20 protein-coding genes are annotated in these 18,319 nt (G+C 63.4%); 14 read left to right on the top strand and 6 right to left on the bottom strand.

Features of this window, described 5'->3' with window-relative positions; genetic code table 11:
- Nucleotides 1-385: 385 nt before the first annotated feature.
- The 5 genes from VGI12_12710 (at nt 386) to VGI12_12690 (ending at nt 5,548) form a co-directional block, all read left to right on the top strand.
- Nucleotides 386-691, top strand: a complete 306-nt coding sequence (locus VGI12_12710) for a type II toxin-antitoxin system RelE/ParE family toxin (GenBank protein HEY2433529.1) — start codon at nt 386-388, stop codon at nt 689-691.
- A complete protein-coding gene (locus VGI12_12705; protein ID HEY2433528.1) occupies nt 691-1,020 on the top strand; it encodes a helix-turn-helix transcriptional regulator in 330 nt (109 codons plus the stop codon). Before VGI12_12710 ends, VGI12_12705 begins: the two co-directional genes overlap by 1 nt.
- Nucleotides 1,021-1,250: 230 nt before the next feature.
- The gene (locus tag VGI12_12700) at nt 1,251-1,784 is read left to right on the top strand and encodes an SdpI family protein (protein ID HEY2433527.1); all 534 of its coding nucleotides are present in this window, start codon (nt 1,251-1,253) and stop codon (nt 1,782-1,784) included.
- A 134-nt stretch (nt 1,785-1,918) separates the two neighbouring features.
- The gene (locus VGI12_12695; GenBank protein ID HEY2433526.1) at nt 1,919-2,815 is read left to right on the top strand and encodes an MBL fold metallo-hydrolase; all 897 of its coding nucleotides are present in this window, start codon (nt 1,919-1,921) and stop codon (nt 2,813-2,815) included.
- A gap of 369 nt (nt 2,816-3,184) precedes the next feature.
- Nucleotides 3,185-5,548, top strand: a complete 2,364-nt coding sequence (locus VGI12_12690; protein ID HEY2433525.1) for an endo-1,4-beta-xylanase — start codon at nt 3,185-3,187, stop codon at nt 5,546-5,548.
- 843 nt (nt 5,549-6,391) lie between these two features.
- Here VGI12_12690 and VGI12_12685 read toward each other — a convergent pair.
- The gene (locus VGI12_12685) at nt 6,392-7,003 is read right to left on the bottom strand and encodes a DUF998 domain-containing protein (GenBank protein ID HEY2433524.1); all 612 of its coding nucleotides are present in this window, start codon (nt 7,001-7,003) and stop codon (nt 6,392-6,394) included.
- On the opposite strand from VGI12_12685, the gene VGI12_12680 reads away from it, so the two are divergent.
- The 5 genes from VGI12_12680 (at nt 6,914) to VGI12_12660 (ending at nt 10,792) form a co-directional block, all read left to right on the top strand.
- Nucleotides 6,914-7,618 (top strand): MarR family winged helix-turn-helix transcriptional regulator, encoded by a 705-nt coding sequence (locus VGI12_12680; GenBank protein ID HEY2433523.1) that lies wholly within the window; start codon nt 6,914-6,916, stop codon nt 7,616-7,618. The genes VGI12_12685 and VGI12_12680 overlap by 90 nt on opposite strands.
- A gap of 468 nt (nt 7,619-8,086) precedes the next feature.
- Nucleotides 8,087-8,317: a DUF433 domain-containing protein gene (locus tag VGI12_12675; protein ID HEY2433522.1), complete on the top strand. Its 231-nt coding sequence runs from the start codon at nt 8,087-8,089 to the stop codon at nt 8,315-8,317.
- Nucleotides 8,314-8,694, top strand: coding sequence for a DUF5615 family PIN-like protein (locus VGI12_12670; protein ID HEY2433521.1), 381 nt, complete (start codon nt 8,314-8,316; stop codon nt 8,692-8,694). Before VGI12_12675 ends, VGI12_12670 begins: the two co-directional genes overlap by 4 nt.
- Nucleotides 8,687-9,214, top strand: a complete 528-nt coding sequence (locus VGI12_12665; protein HEY2433520.1) for a plasmid pRiA4b ORF-3 family protein — start codon at nt 8,687-8,689, stop codon at nt 9,212-9,214. The genes VGI12_12670 and VGI12_12665 overlap by 8 nt, the downstream gene beginning before the upstream one ends.
- Before the next feature lie 756 nt (nt 9,215-9,970).
- Entirely contained in the window at nt 9,971-10,792 is an 822-nt protein-coding gene (locus VGI12_12660) for a hypothetical protein (GenBank protein HEY2433519.1), read from the top strand.
- Between the two features lie 170 nt (nt 10,793-10,962).
- Here VGI12_12660 and VGI12_12655 read toward each other — a convergent pair whose 3' ends face one another.
- Both VGI12_12655 and VGI12_12650 read right to left on the bottom strand, forming a co-directional pair.
- Nucleotides 10,963-11,232 (bottom strand): IS3 family transposase, encoded by a 270-nt coding sequence (locus VGI12_12655; protein HEY2433518.1) that lies wholly within the window; start codon nt 11,230-11,232, stop codon nt 10,963-10,965.
- Nucleotides 11,233-11,255: 23 nt separating this feature from the next.
- A complete protein-coding gene (locus VGI12_12650) occupies nt 11,256-11,444 on the bottom strand; it encodes a transposase (protein HEY2433517.1) in 189 nt (62 codons plus the stop codon).
- Nucleotides 11,445-11,610: 166 nt separating this feature from the next.
- On the opposite strand from VGI12_12650, the gene VGI12_12645 reads away from it, so the two are divergent.
- From VGI12_12645 to VGI12_12635, 3 genes are read left to right on the top strand one after another with little or no spacing between them, the layout of a single operon-like run.
- Complete coding sequence (locus tag VGI12_12645; GenBank protein HEY2433516.1) at nt 11,611-11,976, top strand: metalloregulator ArsR/SmtB family transcription factor; 366 nt, start codon at nt 11,611-11,613, stop codon at nt 11,974-11,976.
- A gap of 10 nt (nt 11,977-11,986) precedes the next feature.
- A complete protein-coding gene (locus tag VGI12_12640; protein ID HEY2433515.1) occupies nt 11,987-12,484 on the top strand; it encodes an SRPBCC family protein in 498 nt (165 codons plus the stop codon).
- An 11-nt stretch (nt 12,485-12,495) separates the two neighbouring features.
- The gene (locus VGI12_12635; protein ID HEY2433514.1) at nt 12,496-13,812 is read left to right on the top strand and encodes an ectonucleotide pyrophosphatase/phosphodiesterase; all 1,317 of its coding nucleotides are present in this window, start codon (nt 12,496-12,498) and stop codon (nt 13,810-13,812) included.
- A gap of 200 nt (nt 13,813-14,012) precedes the next feature.
- Here VGI12_12635 and VGI12_12630 read toward each other — a convergent pair whose 3' ends face one another.
- The gene (locus tag VGI12_12630; GenBank protein ID HEY2433513.1) at nt 14,013-14,615 is read right to left on the bottom strand and encodes a DUF1003 domain-containing protein; all 603 of its coding nucleotides are present in this window, start codon (nt 14,613-14,615) and stop codon (nt 14,013-14,015) included.
- A 595-nt stretch (nt 14,616-15,210) separates the two neighbouring features.
- On the opposite strand from VGI12_12630, the gene VGI12_12625 reads away from it, so the two are divergent.
- Nucleotides 15,211-15,789 (top strand): ferritin-like domain-containing protein, encoded by a 579-nt coding sequence (locus VGI12_12625; protein ID HEY2433512.1) that lies wholly within the window; start codon nt 15,211-15,213, stop codon nt 15,787-15,789.
- A 138-nt stretch (nt 15,790-15,927) separates the two neighbouring features.
- Here VGI12_12625 and VGI12_12620 read toward each other — a convergent pair whose 3' ends face one another.
- Both VGI12_12620 and VGI12_12615 read right to left on the bottom strand, forming a co-directional pair.
- On the bottom strand, nt 15,928-16,632 hold the full coding sequence (locus VGI12_12620) for a GNAT family N-acetyltransferase (protein HEY2433511.1): 705 nt from the start codon (nt 16,630-16,632) through the stop codon (nt 15,928-15,930).
- A gap of 164 nt (nt 16,633-16,796) precedes the next feature.
- Nucleotides 16,797-18,272, bottom strand: coding sequence for an efflux transporter outer membrane subunit (locus VGI12_12615; GenBank protein ID HEY2433510.1), 1,476 nt, complete (start codon nt 18,270-18,272; stop codon nt 16,797-16,799).
- Nucleotides 18,273-18,319 lie beyond the last annotated feature (47 nt).

Here is an 18,319-nt window from a genome sequence, read left to right as displayed (position 1 = left end):
GCCGAGCGCTTCGGCTGGAGTCCGGTGCGGCGGCCGGCCATCGCGTGCGTCAGTGTGGAGCTGTGCTCGGCATCGTCAACGCTCTCCGCTGCGCTCCGACCGCGCATCCGCGCGGCCTGGGGGGCGTTGACGACGCCTCCGCGCAGCACCAGAGATGCATCTACGCGGTGGCCGGACGTGTGAAGTTCACGCGTATGCTGCGAAAGCGACGCCGCATGAGGTCTTCACTTGGCCACTTGCTTGGCGATGCGGCATATCCGACGATACAGACTGTTCGTAATTCACGGGCAGCGATGTTGGGCTGGAGTTGCGTCTATGTCATATCTGACATACAGTAATGGCAGGACCTAAAGCCGACAAACCGCTTGTGTGGCTTCATGGCGAGGTGAAGACGCCGCCGTTTTCTCAGGGAGCCAGGATCGAGGCGGGAACGCTGTTGAGGCGCCTTCAGACAGGCGAGACGCTGGGCCTCCCCCACTCGCGGCCGATGCCGGTGGTTGGTTCGCGATGTCATGAGCTGCGAATTCAGGACCAGGATGTGACCTGGCGGATCGTGTATCGAGTGGACTCGGACGCCGTGATCATCGCCGATGTCTTTGCGAAGAAGACATCGACCACGCCACAACAGGTAATTGATGTCTGCAAGCAACGCCTGCGCAATTACGGGAACGCCGTGAAGGAGCAAGACTGATGAAGATCAAGAAGCGCACCCGCCTGCAGGCGCATGGTTGGCGGGTCGGTTCAGCCGCAGACTTTTTGGAACTGACACCGGAAGAAGCCGCCTTCGTTGAAACGAGGCTGGCCCTCAGTCAGTGTCTCCGCAATCGCCGCCTCGCGCAGAAGATGTCTCAAGCGACATTGGCAAAGCGCCTGAAGTCTAGTCAGTCACGGGTTGCCAAAATGGAAGCGGCAGACGCCACCGTCTCGATCGATCTGCTGCTTCGTGGACTCTTTGCTCTGGGCGCCAAGCCGCGTGACGTCGCGACAGCGATCCAGCGACGACGAGCTGTCGCCGCCTGAGAGCGATTGCGGGGACGTGCGTTGGACGTGACCTGTCAGCCACCGGTCAAACGGATCGTCAACGCGCGCCACGGCCCCGCGCTCGCGTTCGACCACCCCGAAGTTGGTAATCAACGCCGGTCACATTCAGCCGGTACATCCCCGGAGACGACGGCAAGGCGTGTGAATCGGTCAAGCATCCCATCGACGAGTCGGACGCGCGGAATACCCTCGCGGTCTACGACGCGATCATGCTGCGGTTCACCGTCTTTGTCATGGGCGTCCATGGAGCGGTTCTACTGGCGGTGCTCGGACTGCTATCGGGACGGAGGTGGGCGGCGGAACTCGTGCCGCTGATGCTGGGGTTCACGATGATCAGCGTCGGCAATCTGCTTCCGAGGACTCGACCCAACCTCGCGATCGGCATCCGGACACAGCTCACGCTGTCCAATCGTGCGGTTTGGATACGGGTGCACCGGAGGGCAGGGTATCTGGTCGTCGCATGTGGCGCGGTCATTACCGCGGACACCGCCGTGTTGTGCACGGTTGCGGTCATCGTGTTCGGACTGCTGAGCGCTTTTCACGACGAGCCCATCCGACGGTTTCGCTGGATCGCTTTTGGCGCGCTCCTCGCGTCGTTTCTTCCGCTGGTCGCCGCCCCCGAGATTGGCGGCATCCCGACGGCATTCAGTGTGGCGTCGAGGCACGTCGCCGCGTATCTGCCCTGCGTGACGTTGCTGCCTTGGGCCGCTGCCGCGCGGCCGCCTTCACAGAGCGACCGGTAGCGTCAGCGCGCGAAGACTGCTTCAGGCGTCTGCAACGCCCAACGGCCAACAATCGCACCCATCGGAAGGTCGCGGCCTCAGAATCGAGGGACGAGCGAACACGAGGTGAGCCGAAGGGCGCAGAGGGAGAAGTGGTGGTGTCGCGAGTTGCCGGAACCGTACTCGCCGTATTCCTTGTGACAAGCGTGGCCTCGACACGGCAGGCCGACACTGTTGGCAGCGCCAGCTCTGTTTCGGTCCAGCCGATTGCGCACGGAACGCTGGCGCTCGTCCTAGGGAAGCACATCGTCTTGATAGATCCAGCGCGATTCGTGCCGGGTCAACCCGAGCCGCCTCGCGAGGATTTGGAGGCGATGGCGACGGCCTACCTGGCTAGGTTTGGCGCTCCTCCCAAGCCGCCGGCATCGCCCGACGAGGAACCCAACCCCGAACTGCTGGTTTCGGCGCTGCCGATTCGTCAGGCGCAGATGGCCAGGTTCCGCGGTATCTCGCCCACTGTCATTCTGGTCACACACACGCACACCGATCATCTCGACCCGCGGGTGATTGCCGCCCTGCGCACCCCGCAGACGCGCATCATCGTCCCGCCCGCGGCCAAAGCCATGCTGCTCGATGTGCAGGGCGCCGAGACGATCGCGAACGGCGGGCGCATCACGATCGACGACCTCACGATTGATGCCGTGCCGATGTACAACACAAGGTCGGAGTCCCAGCAGGGCCCGGTCTTTCATCCGAGGGGTCGCGGCAACGGGTATGTGGTTAGCTTCAGGGGCACACGCGTGTACGTGGCTGGAGACACAGCCTGCACGCCGGAAATGCAGGCGTTGTCGAGCGTGGACATCGCGTTCGTACCGATGAACCTGCCGTACACCATGTCACCCGACGATGCGGCCACGTGCGTGAAAGCGATGAAGCCGCGGATTGTTTATCCGTATCACTACTTCGGTTCTCACCCAACAATCTTCGCGGACGCGCTGAAGGGCACAGGCATAGAAGTGCGCCTGCGAGACTGGTACCCGGCGGGCCAGTGACGGGACGAGGCGACCGCAGGCGATGTAATCCAACGCGACGCCGCTAATTCACTACGCCGCGCGGATTAGTCAGGTTCGAAATCTCCTCAGATCATGCCGGTTGGTCGACGGAGCCTTGAAGACGTTCGACGCGATAGCCGAGACTTCGCAGTCTCGGACAGATCCCATCTCGCTCGTCATGCTCGCTGCGCGCGTTCGCAGGTGGTTCGAACGCGTCGTGCGGCGAGCCGTGGCAGCAGGAGGCTGACAACCACCGTCCGCAGGCGAACCGTGCCGCGCCGGCGGTGATGTTTCCGCTTTCCAAAGTCCGATGGGTGCGTTAGATTCCTTCGCTGAGAGCAGCCTAATCTCGGAACCTCGGGGTGAACCATGAGGATCAAGCACGCACTCCTGTGCGCGAGTCTACTCGCGTGCGTCCCGGCCGCGACCTTCGCGCAAGTTCCGGTAATCGTCGAGGCCGAGAATGGCACGCTGGGCGCCAGCCTCAGTGTCAGGACCGATGCCGCCGGCATCACCTACATCACTACCACCGAGAATGCAGCCGTGACCCCGACGCCGGCGCGGACTGCGATTTACGCAGTCACGTTTCCGGCCGCGGGTAGCTATGCCTTGTACGTGCGTATTCTCGTGGGGCCCAATACTGGCAACGACGACAGCTTCTACCTGCCGACTGGCTTCAACACGACGACGAGCTGGTCGGGCCTGTACAACACAAGCGTCGGCGGAGCGACCGCGCCGGACGCCGGCGTCCCCACTGGAGGAACGGCCGGCCAGAACGTCTGGAAGTGGGTACGCATGACGGCGCTGCCCGGCGCCGGCGGCGGCACCGGGCCCAGCGCCTGGATCGTGCCCAGCGGTGCGCTGACACAGAGCTTCGCGTGGGGATCGCGCGAGGACGGTCTCCTGTTCGACAAGTTCGTGTTCGGTCCGGTTGGCTCCTGCTACACCGTGGGGGATCTCGATGCGGGACGTGCGCCCACGATCAGCTGTCCGGCACCAGCGCCTCCGGATCCGCCGGCCTTCACCCGCCCCGGCCCGCCGCTGGCCACTGGCCTATCCAAGTTCCTGGGCAGCGCCCACAGCCCTGGCACTGCCTCGATGAACTTCAGCGCGTACTGGAACCAGATCACGCCGGAGAACGGCGGTAAGTGGGGCACTGCCCAGCCGCAGTCGCCGTTCGGCCCGGCCGACCAGGGATATCCGGCATTGGCAAACCCCGCGTTCAATTTCACGCTGGCACACGCGGCATACGACCTCGCGCGCGCCGATGGCGACGTCTTCAAGTGGCACAACCTGGTCTGGGGCAGCCAACAGCCAGCCTGGATCGGAAGCCTGCCGGTCGCGAAGCAGGAAGAAGCGATTCGCATCTGGCTGGCGGCGATCGTGCGCGAGTTCCCGAACCTCGATCAGATCGACGTCGTGAACGAGCCGCTGCACGCCCCACCGCGCGGCCCCGGCAACGGCAACTACATCGACGCGCTCGGCGGCGACAATGGCCTCTACGGGACCGGCTGGGACTGGGTCATCCGCGCCTTCGAGCTGGCGCGGCAGTACTTCCCCAACGCCCAGCTGCTGCTGAACGACTACGGCATCACGAACGACGGGAACGCGACCACGCGATATCTCCAGATCATCGAGCTGCTCCAGGCGCGAGGGCTCATCGACGGCATCGGCATCCAGGCCCACGCCTTCGAGTACAACTACGACAACCTCGCGGGCTCTGTCGCGACGCACACCGCGAACCTGGCGCGTCTGCAGGCGACCGGCTTGCCCATCTATGTGACCGAGTTCGACATCGATGGTATCGACCCGACGTGGGGCGTGCAGGACGACGCGGCGCAGCTCGCGCGCTACAAGGCGCTCTTTCCGGTGTTCTGGGAGAACGAGCAGGTCAAAGGCGTAACGTTGTGGGGCTACGTGCGGGGCGCGCACTGGCGCACGAACCAGGGCGACTGGCTGATGTACCCGAACGGCGCCGAGCGTCCGGCGCTGCAGTGGCTGGTTCGCTACGTCGAGAACCAGCTCGCCGTGGTGACGCCAGGGCAGTCGTTCGAGGTGGACGAGAACGTCGCTGCGGGTTCGGCGATCGGCACGGCGGTGGCGACCGATGCCGACGCGGATACGACGTTCTCGCAGTGGCAGCTCACCGATCCGAGCGGCCACTTCGCCATCGATGCGAGCACGGGGACGATCAGCCGCGCGGCAGGTGCCACGCTCGACTTCGAAGCGGCGACGAGCTACACGGTCGCCGTCTCCGTCTATGACGGCTTCCGGCGCAGCCCGCCCGAGAACGTGGTGATCAACGTCCACAACCTGAACGACAATCCGCCGGTGATCACGGCCGGCCAGTCGTACCGAATCGACGGTGGATCGAACGACGTGGTGGCCAAGGTGCTCGCGACGGACCTCGACGACACGAACCAACCGGGCTTCACGACCTTCGGACCGTGGGCGATCACCAGCGGTAACGTGAACGACGCGTTCGGCTACGACGCGGCGGGCAACCTCACCGTCGCACATCCGGAGCTGATCGACTGGCGTCGTACCTCGTACACCGTGGGGAGCAGCGTCGGTGACGGGACGAACACCAGCGCGGTCGAGGGAGTGGAAGTGATCCTGCCGGATCGAGTGAACCTGTGCTTGTCGAATCGCGTCGACCTCACGGTGCCGAAGCAATCTGCGCCGGGGCTCATTCGGGCCGGTGCCCGTCTCGGGTCCTGTCAAGCGTTCTAGCCAGCCGCGTCGGCAAGATGACGAGCGTGACCCGTACCCGTGCGGATCACGCTCGCCGTCGCCTCGTTGGCGTGACGAGCACCGATCCGCTCGTGGTCGGGGGCGCGGCAGGACGCATCCCCCTCGTGACGTTGGGCGCCGGCTGCATCCGGACGTGGAGCCACGCGAATCGATCCGGTGATCCTCCGCCACGACGAATAGTTGGGCGCACCCGAGAGCGTTCCGGCAGGTGAACACGACGGCTCACGTCATGCCTTCTTTCGCGCATGGTGGGATCTCGGCGCACCGACCGGGTACACCACCATGTGGTTGCCTTCGAGCCACGATGTCGGCGCTCTCGGGCTCAACCGGATTCGCGTGCGCGCCTATCGCGCGAACACTGCTTCAAGCCAGCAACGCGCAGGCCTTCGCTGGAGTCTCCAAAATGTCTCCAAAACCAGGGCAGAATCCAGCGGATTCAAGTGGACGGCAGTGAACGAGACAAAACGATGTAACGGCCTGTGATCCAAGCGCTTAAACCAGAAGTCGCGCGCCATCACCATGTTAGAAACAGGCTCTGCTCCGAGTTCGAATCCCTGCCTCCCAGCCACAACATTCTCCAAGCCTCCTGCAAGGGCTTTGGCCTCAATGTGTTACGCGATCCACTTGAGGTCCCAATCCCAATGAGTGAGTGTGCCAAACCTTGGCGCGCTTCTGCGAGGCGATCGGCGCCCCATGCCGCCAAGCCCCCAACGTACAGCCTCGGTATTCGTCGGGCGGATTCTCCCGCCAGAACAGACACTCCGAGGTACATGCTCATCAAGCTGCAGGAACAAGTGCAAGGCGACGTACGTGGGTGGCCGCTCACGCCGCACGGACCGGCGAGTTGCGTACAGTCTGTTTTGCCGTAGGCGCGAGCCTCGCGATCCACAGGGACAGCAAGACGTACCACAGAAAGTACCCCGCGAACCCGAGCCGCTGCGCCAGTCCGGGACGATTCGCGAGCGGCGGGATCGCGTGGTGGAGCACGTTCGCCGCAAACGCCGACAGTGCGATGACGGTGATAATCACAAAGGGCTTCAGCAGGCGGCGCAGGCGCGCGTCACGCGTCAGCTTGCGCAGCAGCACTCCGATGGCAAGGAGCCAACAGATACTCGACAGTAGCAACATCACGACGTGCCCGACGGTCGATGGCGCCTGCATCTGGGGCGAACCGTATCGCATCACGGCCGGAAACACGCCAGTGCCGGCGAACGCGATGCCGGAGCCCGCCAACAACCAACGCAGTACGCCGCGGCGTTCATCGGCTTCGGTCGCAATGGCCACGCCACACGCCGCGAGCAAGAGGCCCGGCGCCATGAACCCGAGAACATTCCAGGCGAGCGCGTGCGGCGCACCAACGGCTCCGAGTTCGCTGACCGCCCTCGTGAGCTGGCTGTAGTCGGTCCGTACGGCACCAAAGGCGACGAGCGCTATCCAGAAGAGGGCGGCCGCAAGCGCGCCCCAGACCCACGCGCGGACTTCACTCGTGTGTGCTATGCTCATATCGTTAGTTTAACTAACGGTCTCATGAGTGCCATTCGAAAGTCAAACCTGGATGAGGCAAGCGACCAACTGATGTTCGTCACTGGTTACGTGTATCGCCTGCTACACGCGAAGGCGCGCGCGCTTGGCATCCGGTGGTCAGGACTGATGGTGTTGGTCGACCTCGACCGTCTGGGACCGACCGAGCAACGGACCTTGGTCCAGATCGAAAAAATGCGAGGCTCGACGATGACAGTGCTGCTTCAGGACCTGGAGGGACGCGGCTGGGTCGAGCGCGAAACCCCAGAGGGCGACGCCCGCGTGGCGCGCGTGTTGATCACCACATCGGGCCGGACCGAACTACGGCGCGCGGGATTGCTGTTGCGTGAGCATTTGAATTCAGAGCTCAGCGGGATGTCGCCAAACGTTCTGCGCGGTGTCGCAGCGTCGCTGCAGCCCCTGTCCGCTGCGCTCATGCAAAAGGGACTGACTTCGGTTCGCGATTCGGGCTCGACGACCCGCACGACGACCCCCACGACGCCGACGCGCTCAACGAGGACACGCTGAGCCGTTCACGATGATCTCAACGGGTCATTGCGAGTGCGATCTGATTTCACAGACCAGCTCGGCGCGACAAAGCGTGAAGAGCTACCAGACTGACGTCGCCTTGTCCAAATTTTGTATGCCGATTTCGGACAGTCATCCTGAGGTTGCACCTGCAACTCGGGCCCGCTCAATCACTTGATCGGGCTTCGGGTCACGCCGCGGTGACGAGGTAGTTGCGAATTCCGTCCCTAACACCCAGCCACTTCCATCGAAGCCACCCAACGTCTGGCGCTGCAAGCAGTTGAGCGTTCCGAATTTCGGCAGCGTCACGCCCGCACGCGCGACGGCCGGGTCACCCGCCGACCAAACATCAGCGTTATCAACAAGTTGTCGTAAATCCCGCTGGTTCGAATCCCAGGCGGGTGTTCGGCGGAACCGGTCGTGCTCGGCCAGGTATGAGTCTCGCCGCCGGTGTTAGAGTTGTCGCTTATGGAAGTCTTCCCGGGCGTCTCCATGGACCCTGACATTCGCTTCGGGAAGCCGTGCCTCAGCGGCACGCGCATCGACGTCGCCACGATCGTCGGCGCGTTGGCAGCTGGTGAATCGGCCGACACCGTAGCCGCGGAGTACGACCTGAGCCTCGAACAGGTCCGCGCCGCGTTGGCGTACGTCGCGCACGTCGCCGCGCACCTCCCGCCAGCCGTTCGTCACGCATCGTGAAGGTCCTGCTGGACGAGAACTTCCCTTTGGGATTGGTTCGCGTCCTCGAGTTGGACGGCGTGCAGGTTGAGCACATCATCACGCTCGGCTGGCGCGGCGCATCAGACACGCGAATCCGCACGCGACTCTCCAGTTCCGAGGTCCTCTTCCTCACACAAGACGAGGATTTCCTGTTCGGTGAGTCCGTGGCATCTATTGTCGTGGTCTCGCGCGTCCGTCAGGCCCGACGACTCACGGAACGGATCGAAGTCTGGCGCAGGGCCGTCGAGGAACTCTTGAGCGCACCCCAGTCACTGCGGCTGTTCGAACTCACCGACGAAGGGGTTCTCATCCCGTGGCGAGGCGCAACTCACAAGGGAGAGGGTGCCGATGGCTAAGATACCCGCGCGGCGAAAGTCGGCAGTTCCGCGTGGTCGGCCCACAGCAGTCCACCAGTTCCTTATCGTGTTCCGTCTCCTTGACGCCGATGAGAAACACATGGTGTCGATCGGCATTCCTACCGACGATGATCCCGAAGATCGGCCGGTCGTTCCCGGCTGGGAGGTTTCCGTGTCGAGCTATTTCGGGTCTCGCCCCTGGCACGCTCTTCCCACGCTGTACGCCTACGACTTTGGCGACGACTGGGAGCATCTGCTGGTGCACGAGGGGACGGAGTTGGCCGAGACCTCGCTGAACTACCCGCGGTGTCTGGCCGGCGCTCGACGATGCCCGCCAGAGGATTGTGGTGGGGTGCGTGGCTACCTTGATTTTCTGAAAATCATCGCGAACTCGAAACACTCGGAGCACGCGTCAATGATGCAGTGGGCCGGCGGCGACTACGACCCGGACGCATGCGATCCGGAAGGCGTCGTTTTCCAGGATCCCCGCAAACGTTGGAAGGTCGCGTTCCAACAGTAGTCACCAGAGCCACCAGCTGGCGCTCGCCTGAAAAGTCGATGGTTACAAGCAGTCGCTGGGAGGAACTGGGTGCACGCCCGACGCGCATTAACCCGCCTGTATCAACCAGTTGCGAAAGCCGTCCCTGACGGCCAGCCACTCTGCCCTTTTTGCACAATTCCTTAATAATTTCAGCGATCTTCGTCCCAGAGAGGCCGAAGTGACATTTTCGAGTGTCATTTTGATCAACTTCAGGGTACTCGTGCACGACGCTCTTCCCGATTCGCGAATGAGTGCGGCTGCTCGCTGACTCATTTCCATGCAACGGTTCGTGTGGTCGAGGCTGCGCGATTGCTTCGTCGACATCCCTGGTCGATAGACGCGGTCGCTCGAAATGTCGGCTGGGCAAGTAAGAAAAGACCTCCATAAGTGGTTTCGGCGGCTTCTAGACCTATCTCCGGCTCAATGGCGATCAATGAGTGAGGCGGCGGTACAATCGAGACTCCGAACATTGACGAGTGATTTGCCCGTGCATGGAATCTCCTGAAGCATTCGTTCTCGAGACGATGCAAAGCCAACGTGGCGCAACGACTTATGAAGGGCCGACACGCGTAACGTGGAGCGCGGCAGTAGGGCCGCAGTGAGATGGCTGGGCTAATCGTCGTCTAGCGGGATCTCGAATCCGGTCGCTCGGGCGTTAAGTACTCCGATGAATCTCGGGTGCACTGCATTTTGACGACGGCGCACCACGCATGCTTTGTCGTTGAGTTGTGAAATATGGGAATTGACTCCAATACCTTGCGGTTTCTCTCATTGGCTCAACAGTATCGCGTCAACTTTGCCCGCACCCTCATGATTGGTCGGCAACGCCTGTATGTCGCACCCGAGGGGGCGCCCGCGTATCTCCGTGATGCGGTGGGATCGGGGCCTTATGCTGAAGAGGTTTTCCGGTTTCTCGGCGCCGACGTCATCGACTCATTAGATCGATCTAACTACGAAGGTGCGACGATTCTTCACGATCTTGGTACTCCGCTTCCGGAAGGCATCCTCGCTCGTTACAGTCTGGTCTTTGACGCAGGCACACTTGAACATGTGTTCAATTTTCCTCAAGCGCTGCGCAATTGCATGGAACTCGTCGCCGCTGATGGGCACTTAATTACCTGTTCAGGTGTAAATAATTTTTGTGGCCACGGTTTTTACCAGTTCAGCCCGGAGCTATTTTTTCGGGCGCTTTCGCCTGACAATGGCTTTCAGGTCGTGCGAATGATCGCCTGTGATGCCAGGGACCGGGCGGCTTGGTTTGAAGTAGCCGATCCGATGTCGATTGGCGGCCGCGTTGAGCTAGTCGGGCCTTACCAAGTGATGTTAATGGTGCTGGCGAGACGCGTCTCGATGGTAACGCCTTTTCTGACGATGCCGCAGCAGTCAGACTACGTTTCGGCATCGAACACCGGTGACCATCCGGACCACTGGACCGCGGCGCCTGCACGGCTGACAGTGCGAGATCTGTTACCTAAGACACTGATTAGCGCGCTAAGGCGACGCCGGTCAGTGGCCCAGTACCGACATCCCGGCTTCAAACGCCTACCCTTCGAATGAAGGTTATAAGCACTTCGATATTGGACCCGCGGGTGAAGAGATCCAGCACCGTCAACGTCCGGAACCGCCGGCCGTCGGTGAGCTCTTCGGCGACGAAGTCCATGCTCCAGATGTCGTTCCGCGCCATCGCCGGGCGCCGCTGCTCGCGATGGACGGCCGTCGCGTGGCGCTCACGGTCGCTGGCGCCGCAGCGCCAGCCCTTCCTCGGTGTACACCCGGTAAAAGGGCTCTTTGCCGACCTCCCAGCCTTCTCGGTGGAGGAGGATGCGGAGACGCCGGTAGCCGAATCGGACACGCGTCTGCGCGAGCTCTCGCATGCGCGCCCGGAGAGCGGTCAGCGGGTTGCGACGACTCTTGTAGTACGCGGTCGACCGCGTCGCGCGGATCACGCCGCACGCCCGGCGTGCGCTGATGGCGTAGTGCCCCGTCAAGTACCGCATCACGTCTTTCTGCTTGACGGGTTTTAGAACTTTTCTTGGATCACGTCCTGCAGCATGACCTTGTCGAGCGACAAGTCGGCGACCAGGCGCTTCAGCTTCGTCACCTCGTCGCGGAGCTGCTTCAGCTCGCGCGCTTCACTGGGCTGCACGCTGCCGTAGACCTTTTTCCAGCGGTAGAAGCTCTGCTCGGAGATCCCCACCTTGCGGCACAGATCCCCGGTACGCCCTGGGCCGCCTGCTGCAACACGGCGAGAACCGTTTCTTCACGGCACGCCTCCTGGCCCGTCTGGGCCGGATTATGCCGCAGACTCACCCAGCGTTTGGCCTGAAAAACCCGGAGCCCCTCAGTTCGCCCTCGTTGCGTGTATACTGAACACAATGGTTCACTATTCGCAAGGCCGTCTTGACGACTCGTTCGCCGCGCTCTCAGATGCCACTCGACGGGGCGTTCTGGAGCAGCTCGGACGTTCCGACGCGTCGATCACAGACCTTGCCGAGAAGTTCCATATGACCCTCACGGGCATGAAGAAGCACGTTGGCGTGTTGGAGGAAGCCGGGCTCGTCGCCACGGAGAAGGTCGGGCGCGTGCGGACCTGCACGCTCGGCCCGCGCCGACTGGAGGAAGAGACGGCCTGGATCGAGAGGCATCGCCGGCTGTGGGACGCGCGCTTCGACGAGTTGGACAAGATTGTCGAGGAATTGAAACGGAAGAAGAAGGGCGATGGACGTAAGAAGAGAGAATGAGGCCACACCGGTGAAGAACCGCACGACTGTCGAACGGAAGTCCGAGCGTGAGCTCGTCGTCACCCGAACGTTCAACGGTCCGGCGCGCATCGTGTTCGAGGCGTGGACCAAGCCCGAGCTGTTCAAGCAGTGGTGGGTACCGAAGTCGTTGGGGATGTTCTTGCGTTCCTGCGAGATGGATGTTCGCGTCGGGGGCGGCTACCGTTTGGTGTTCGGTCACGATGCCTCGAACGCTGCCGAGTTCTTCGGTCGGTATGTCGAAGTGACACCGCACTCGCGCCTCGTCTGGACCAATGACGAAGGCGGTGACGATGGGCCCGTCACCACAGTGACCTTCGAGGAAAAAGGTGGCACGACGCTGCTGGTGATGCGCGAGCTCTATCCCTCGAAGGAAGCTCTCGACGCGGCCGGCACCGGGGCGGCGGATGCGATGGGCGAGACATTCGACCAACTGGACGAGCTTCTCGTCACGCTGGGCGCGACCCGGACGTCGCAGGAGACCCTGTAGAATCGGCGACCATGAGACTCGCTCTTGCGGCCGCGTTCGTGGCCCTCGTCGTCCAGGCCCCGCCGGTCGATCGTCACGTCGTCGTGATCAGCATCGACGGACTGGCGGCCTACGCCCTCGCCGATCCGGCGATTCCGTTGCCGACGCTTCGGGCGCTGGCGCGTGACGGGGTGATGGCTGAGGCCATGATTCCCGTCAATCCGACGGTGACCTGGCCTAATCACACCACGCTCGTCACGGGCGTCCCGCCGGAACGCCACGGATTGCTCTACAACGGATTGCCCGTCCGCGCGGCCGCCGGGTCGACCGATGCGCCGGTCCGTATCGAGGCGCACGTCGACAAGCCGCAACTGGTCCAGGCGCCGACGGTCTATGACGCGGCCCACGCTGCGGGCCTGACGACCGCTGAGATCGACTGGGTGGCAATCGAGAACGCACCGACGATCACCTGGGCCTTCTCCGAGTACAGTAAACCGCAGGCGCCGCTGGCGCGCGAGATGGTCGCGGCCGGCGCGATTACCGACCTCGATCTCGATCTGTTTGCCAGGGCGCCGATCACGTTCCGCGATGAAATCTGGACCCGGGCCGCCGAGTTCCTGATCGCACACCACCGGCCGAATCTGCTGTTGCTGCATCTGCTGACGACCGACAGCATGCAGCACCAGGCCGGCGCGCGATCGCTTGGCGCGCAGACGGCCATCGCGCTCGCCGATGCGCGCGTCGCGCGCGTGGTCGACGCCGCGCGACAGGCCGGACTGCTGGCCCAGACGACGTTCGTGATCGTGTCGGATCACGGCTTCAAGACGTTCAAGCAGCGCGTTCGCGCGAACGTCGTCCTGAAGGAAAAGGGTCTCGGCAGCCGCGCCTGGGCAATTGCCGAAGGCGGCACGGCGATGATTTACGTCACCGACAGCGTGGACAAGGCCGCGACGATCACGGCGGTGAAGGCCGCGTTCGAGGGCACCGCTGGCGTCGGCACCGTCCTGACGCCATCGGAGTTCGCGGCCGCCGGGTTTCCATCACCAGACGTGCAGCCGCGGATGGCCGAAGTCGTCGTCGCGGCGCGCGAAGGCGTGGCCTTCGTCGATGGTATCGACGGCCCGGCGATCGAGACCGTGCCCGCCGGCGCGAACATCGGCGCACACGGTTACCTCAATACCGATCCGGACATGCGCGCCGTGTTCATCGCCTCCGGCGCGGGCGTACGGAAAGGCGCGACGCTCGGCGTGATCTCCAACCTCGACGTGGCCCCCACCCTTGCCGCGTGGCTCGGGGTGTCATTGCCTTCGGCGACCGGACGTCCGCTATCGGCAGCCATCGCCCGTTGATGCGCTGCCGCCGGATTGGTTGACGTCGCCCCATGTCTGGGGTGTGATGAATGGTCCCACCCTTCAATGATGAGCCTGTGGATCGCCGCGCACGCGTGAGGCTGCGAGCGAACTGCGCCTGACCGACCGATCATGGCCAGGTTTACGACTGACCCAGCGGGATAAGTCGTGGCTCGGGCATCGAGGTCCAATCGGGTCGTTTACCGCGTGCTCGCCGGCTTGGTTGCCAGGGGCCGCGATCGCGCGGCCCGATGTTCGTGCGAATCTGTGACGTCGCCTGACGATTTGCTCACTGTCGCCAATCCTCGGTCGAGGTCGGCGGAGAGCCGGCGCACGTCCGTTCGTTCGAGCAGTTGTTGAAGCCGCGGATCGCATGCCGCCACATCGACGCCGTTCTTGTCGGCGACCAGACACAGCACTTCGAGAATGGCCGTCAGCTCCTGCTCGGCCAGCAGATTGATCTGCAGATCAAGATGGGCGCGCTTGTCGGCCTGCTGAGTCATCCGGCCCTGTGCCATCAGGACGAAACCCGTGAGGACAATGGCTTCAAGGGACACGGCCAACGTCAGCAAATTGAACGGGAAAGGATCGAACGCCGCGCGATGCAGGTTCAATCCGATCCACGTGGCGAACCAGACGATATGCGCGACGATGAAAGAGGGGCTGCTCGCAGCCCTGCTGACCGCATCCGTGAAACGGTCGATGACCGACCGGCTCTCCTGTGTGCCCCGCTCCAAGTTGACGATGGCTTGAATGTTCTGCAGTTCCGGCGTGCTCGCCGGCGACGAAGGTGTCCCAGGCACGATTCCTCAGGTATCAACTTCGATGCCACAAGCTCGTCCAGGAATTCGCTCAAAACCCTCCCAACAAGTCCTCCGTGATGCAACTGCTGGCGGGTACGTAGCGGAGTGCTCAGACTTGGTTGGGCGGCCGCCTGCATTCGCGCCAATTGGGCGGTCCAACCGCCTAGGTCTGCCTCTTGGGAATGTGTTCGTCAGTTCTACAGTTACCGCGGCATTGCGGTGTCGAGTCATGAGGCAGTGAACTCGTTCGACTTCAGCGCAGGCGTGTTCGCTGGGCGCTATCGAATACGTCGGCCTCGTCTGGAACAGCGCCAGCGTCGGCGGCGCTCGGCGCCGAGAGCTATGTCGTCGACACGCTCTTGCGAACGACCCCGTCAACGGTTGACAAGGACAACGCGGCGTCGCGTCGACGAGGCCGACGCACAGATGCGCCAGGGAGCGGAGGCGACACGCAAGGCGATCTCGCACGCGATGTATTGGACGTTCCTCGCGTGCGTTGGCTCCCGTTTTGCTCGCTTCTTTTCAGAGACATCGATCCTTCACCTTCTATCTGGCGAAATCAACGCTCACGGTCCGACGACCCAGGGAGACTGACATGGCCGACGCTCGAACTCTGCACGACGCATTCATCGATGAGCTGCGCGACTCATACGATTCCGAGAAGCAACTGACCAAGGCGCTACCAAAGCTGGCAAAGGCGGCCTCGGATCCGAAGCTCCGCCAGGCCTTCGAGAGCCATCTGAAGGAAACCGAGAATCAGATCAAGCGATTGGAGCAGGTGTTTGCCAGCCTCGACGAGAAGGTCCGCGGCAAGCACTGTGACGGGACCGCCGGCATCATCGAAGAGGGCAAGTCGGTCATGGAAGAAGACTTCGACGACACAACGATGGATGCCTGCCTGATTGCGGCCGGTCAGCGCGCTGAGCACTACGAAATGGCCGCCTACGGGACGTTGATCGCCTGGGCAACGTCGATGGGGCACGACCAAGCCGTGAGGCTATTGCAGCAGAATCTCGACGAAGAAAAGGCGGCCGACAAAAAGCTCTCTGCGCTGGCCGAGGGGGGCATCAATCAGAACGCCGCCGACGCTGCCCATCCCGGCAATGGCGACGAAGAGGAACTCGCGGCCGTCGGCGCTCCAAGGACGGCAAAGAGCAAGTCGGGCCGCCGATAGCTCCGGCCGAGCTGAGCGCTGCCGTCGAGTTGCACGCGGGCGATCGAACGACGAGAACGTCCGAGCGATTCTCCCTAGGCCGTCCAGTTTCTCAAGGATGTGCTCGCTGCGCCAAGCGCGACGGTTTAGGGAGCGTCTTCATTCTCGTCGGCGGCGGTCGAAGAGGAACAACGGATACGGTTCGGCCGTCTCCGCCGCGTCGCTTTGCCGCAGCTGGCGCTCCGTCGCGTCGACCGCAGTCCGGATCCGTTCCGCCGCGTTCTGTGCCGGCACCCGACGATCGCGCACGCGGTTCCGCCAGTCTGGCTCTCGCAGGGTCCACACCGACTCTGGATCGCGCGGAATACCCTGCGGTGACGATGCCGCCAGCGTCGACTCGAACCGGGCACCGAGTTTTTGCACGGCGGCGTGCGCCCGCCGATTGCGCAGCGCAATGCGCGCTTCCAGACGCTCGACATGCAGGGTCGTGAACGCAAACTCCACGAGCATGTTGGCCGAATCGGCAAACACGCCCGTGGACCAGAAATGTGCGCTCAGCACAAATCCCCATTCGGCTTCCGACAGCGCCGGATCAAGGCGGATCTGGAGGATCCCGACCGCTGCTGTCATGCCATCAGGTACGATTCCGAAGCAGACACCATGGCCTTGCGCGCGCTGCTGGTGTGACCATTCGACAAACCCCGCGAACTTGGCGGGCGTCGGGGGTGGAGGAGCCATGTACGCGGTCACCGCGGGATCCGAGAACAGGGTGAACAGCGGATGGACATCGGATGCGGCGACCTCGCGAAGCGTCGCCAGGTCGCCATGCAGCGGTGGCACTTGATCGGTCCATCGGTCGAGCATCAAGTAATTCGATATTAACGGACCGGCTGACTCGTCAGAAGCAGTTTGCGGTTGCGCCCCGTCTCGCGGCGCCCAGCGTGGGCAGCACTCAACCCTCCGTGACCGTGTGGGAGCCCCGCCATTATGGCGGCATCGTCGCGCCTGTCAAGAGCGGCCAGACCCATTCACTTCGGATCGGGTTGACGCTGGAGCTTGGGTGCGTTGCCCAGTGCGCGATTGATCGCGACGAATTGACTCAGCAGCCGTCCGTCGCTCGCGACGACGTCGAATCGCGCTTGTAGATAGCTCCGTTGACTGTCCAGGACGCTGACGAAATCCACGGCTCCGCCGTCGTAGCGAGCCTGGGCAAGGTCGAGCGACTCGCGGGCGCTTTGCTCGCGCGCGACGAGGTCGATCTGCTGCTGTCGCTCCGCGGTGTATGCCGTGATCGCGTCGTCGATCTCCTTCCACGCGGCCAGCACCGTGCGCTGGTAAGCCACCGCGGCCTCCTGCTGCTCCAGCTCGCGCAATCGCACAATGGACTTGCGCCGGCCGCGATCAAACAGCGGAAGGTCGAGGCTGGGGCCAACCGACCAGAGACGGCTGCCCCAACTCAGAAACTCGCTGCCTTGGTAGGACTCGTAACCGAAGTGGGCGCCCAGGCGAATGCTGGGATACAACTGCGCACGGGCGACACCGATGCCGGCCGTCGCCGCTCGAAGACGCGCTTCGGCGGCGGCAATGTCCGGACGTCGTGACGCGACCTCGGACGGCAATCCCAGCGTCAGGTCCGGGAGCGGCATCGCCTGGTCAGTCGAGAGAGGCGCGAGCTGGTTCTGAAGCGCTCCCGGGTGCTCACCGACGAGCAGCGCGATCTGATTGGCGCTCGCCGCTTCGCGCGCCAGCAGTGGCGGCAGTTGCGACTTGAGCGCTGCCAGGTCCGCGCGCTGGCGCTCGAGGAACAGACCGTCGACGGTTCCACCCTCGACCTGGGCCTGGATGATCGACAGGCGATCCTCCAGCGCCGCGATCTGCTCGCGCGTGACGCGAATCAGCCGCTGCGTGTTCCGCACGTCGAAGAAGCCGTTGGCCAGGTCGCTCGCGAGGCTGACGCGCGCGAGATCGAGCAGCGCGCCCTGCCGCGCAATGTCGGCGTCCGCCTGCTCGACGGACGACTTGATACGTCCCCAGAGATCCAGTTCCCAAGACGCGTCGAAACCCACCTGATAGAAACCGAACGGCTCCGAGATCAACGGCACGATCTTGTCGCGGTCGGCGCCGATCGCGTCGATCAGGCGGATCCCCGCGCCGAACTCGCTTTGACGCTGGGCCGTCGCGGCGGCGGTCAGATCGACGCTTGGTCCACGCTGCGCGCTCACGCTAAGACGCTGGACGCGGGCCTGCGCGAAGTGAAGGGCGGCGGTCTGCAGATCCGGACTCACCTTGACGGCGCGATCCTGCAGTGCGTCGAGGACCGGATCGTCGAAGGCGGCCCACCAGTTCGCCGGCAAGGCCTCGCCGCTCCCGGGCGGCGAGGGCAGCGTCTCGCCCGCTCCGCGCCACGTCGTCCAATCGGGAGGCGATGGCGGCTGCGGCTTGACGTATTGCGGCGCGCCGCTGGCGCACGCACTGAGCGTCAGCGCGACCGCGCACGACGCCACATCGCGACGGCGACTGATCGAGTGAAGGAACACGATGGCGCTTCCTT

The sequence above is a fragment of the Vicinamibacterales bacterium genome (assembly GCA_036496585.1).
Lineage (GTDB): Bacteria > Acidobacteriota > Vicinamibacteria > Vicinamibacterales > 2-12-FULL-66-21 > JAICSD01.
Note: the sequence above shows the minus strand (reverse complement) of the source record. Positions and strands in the feature narration are given on the sequence as shown.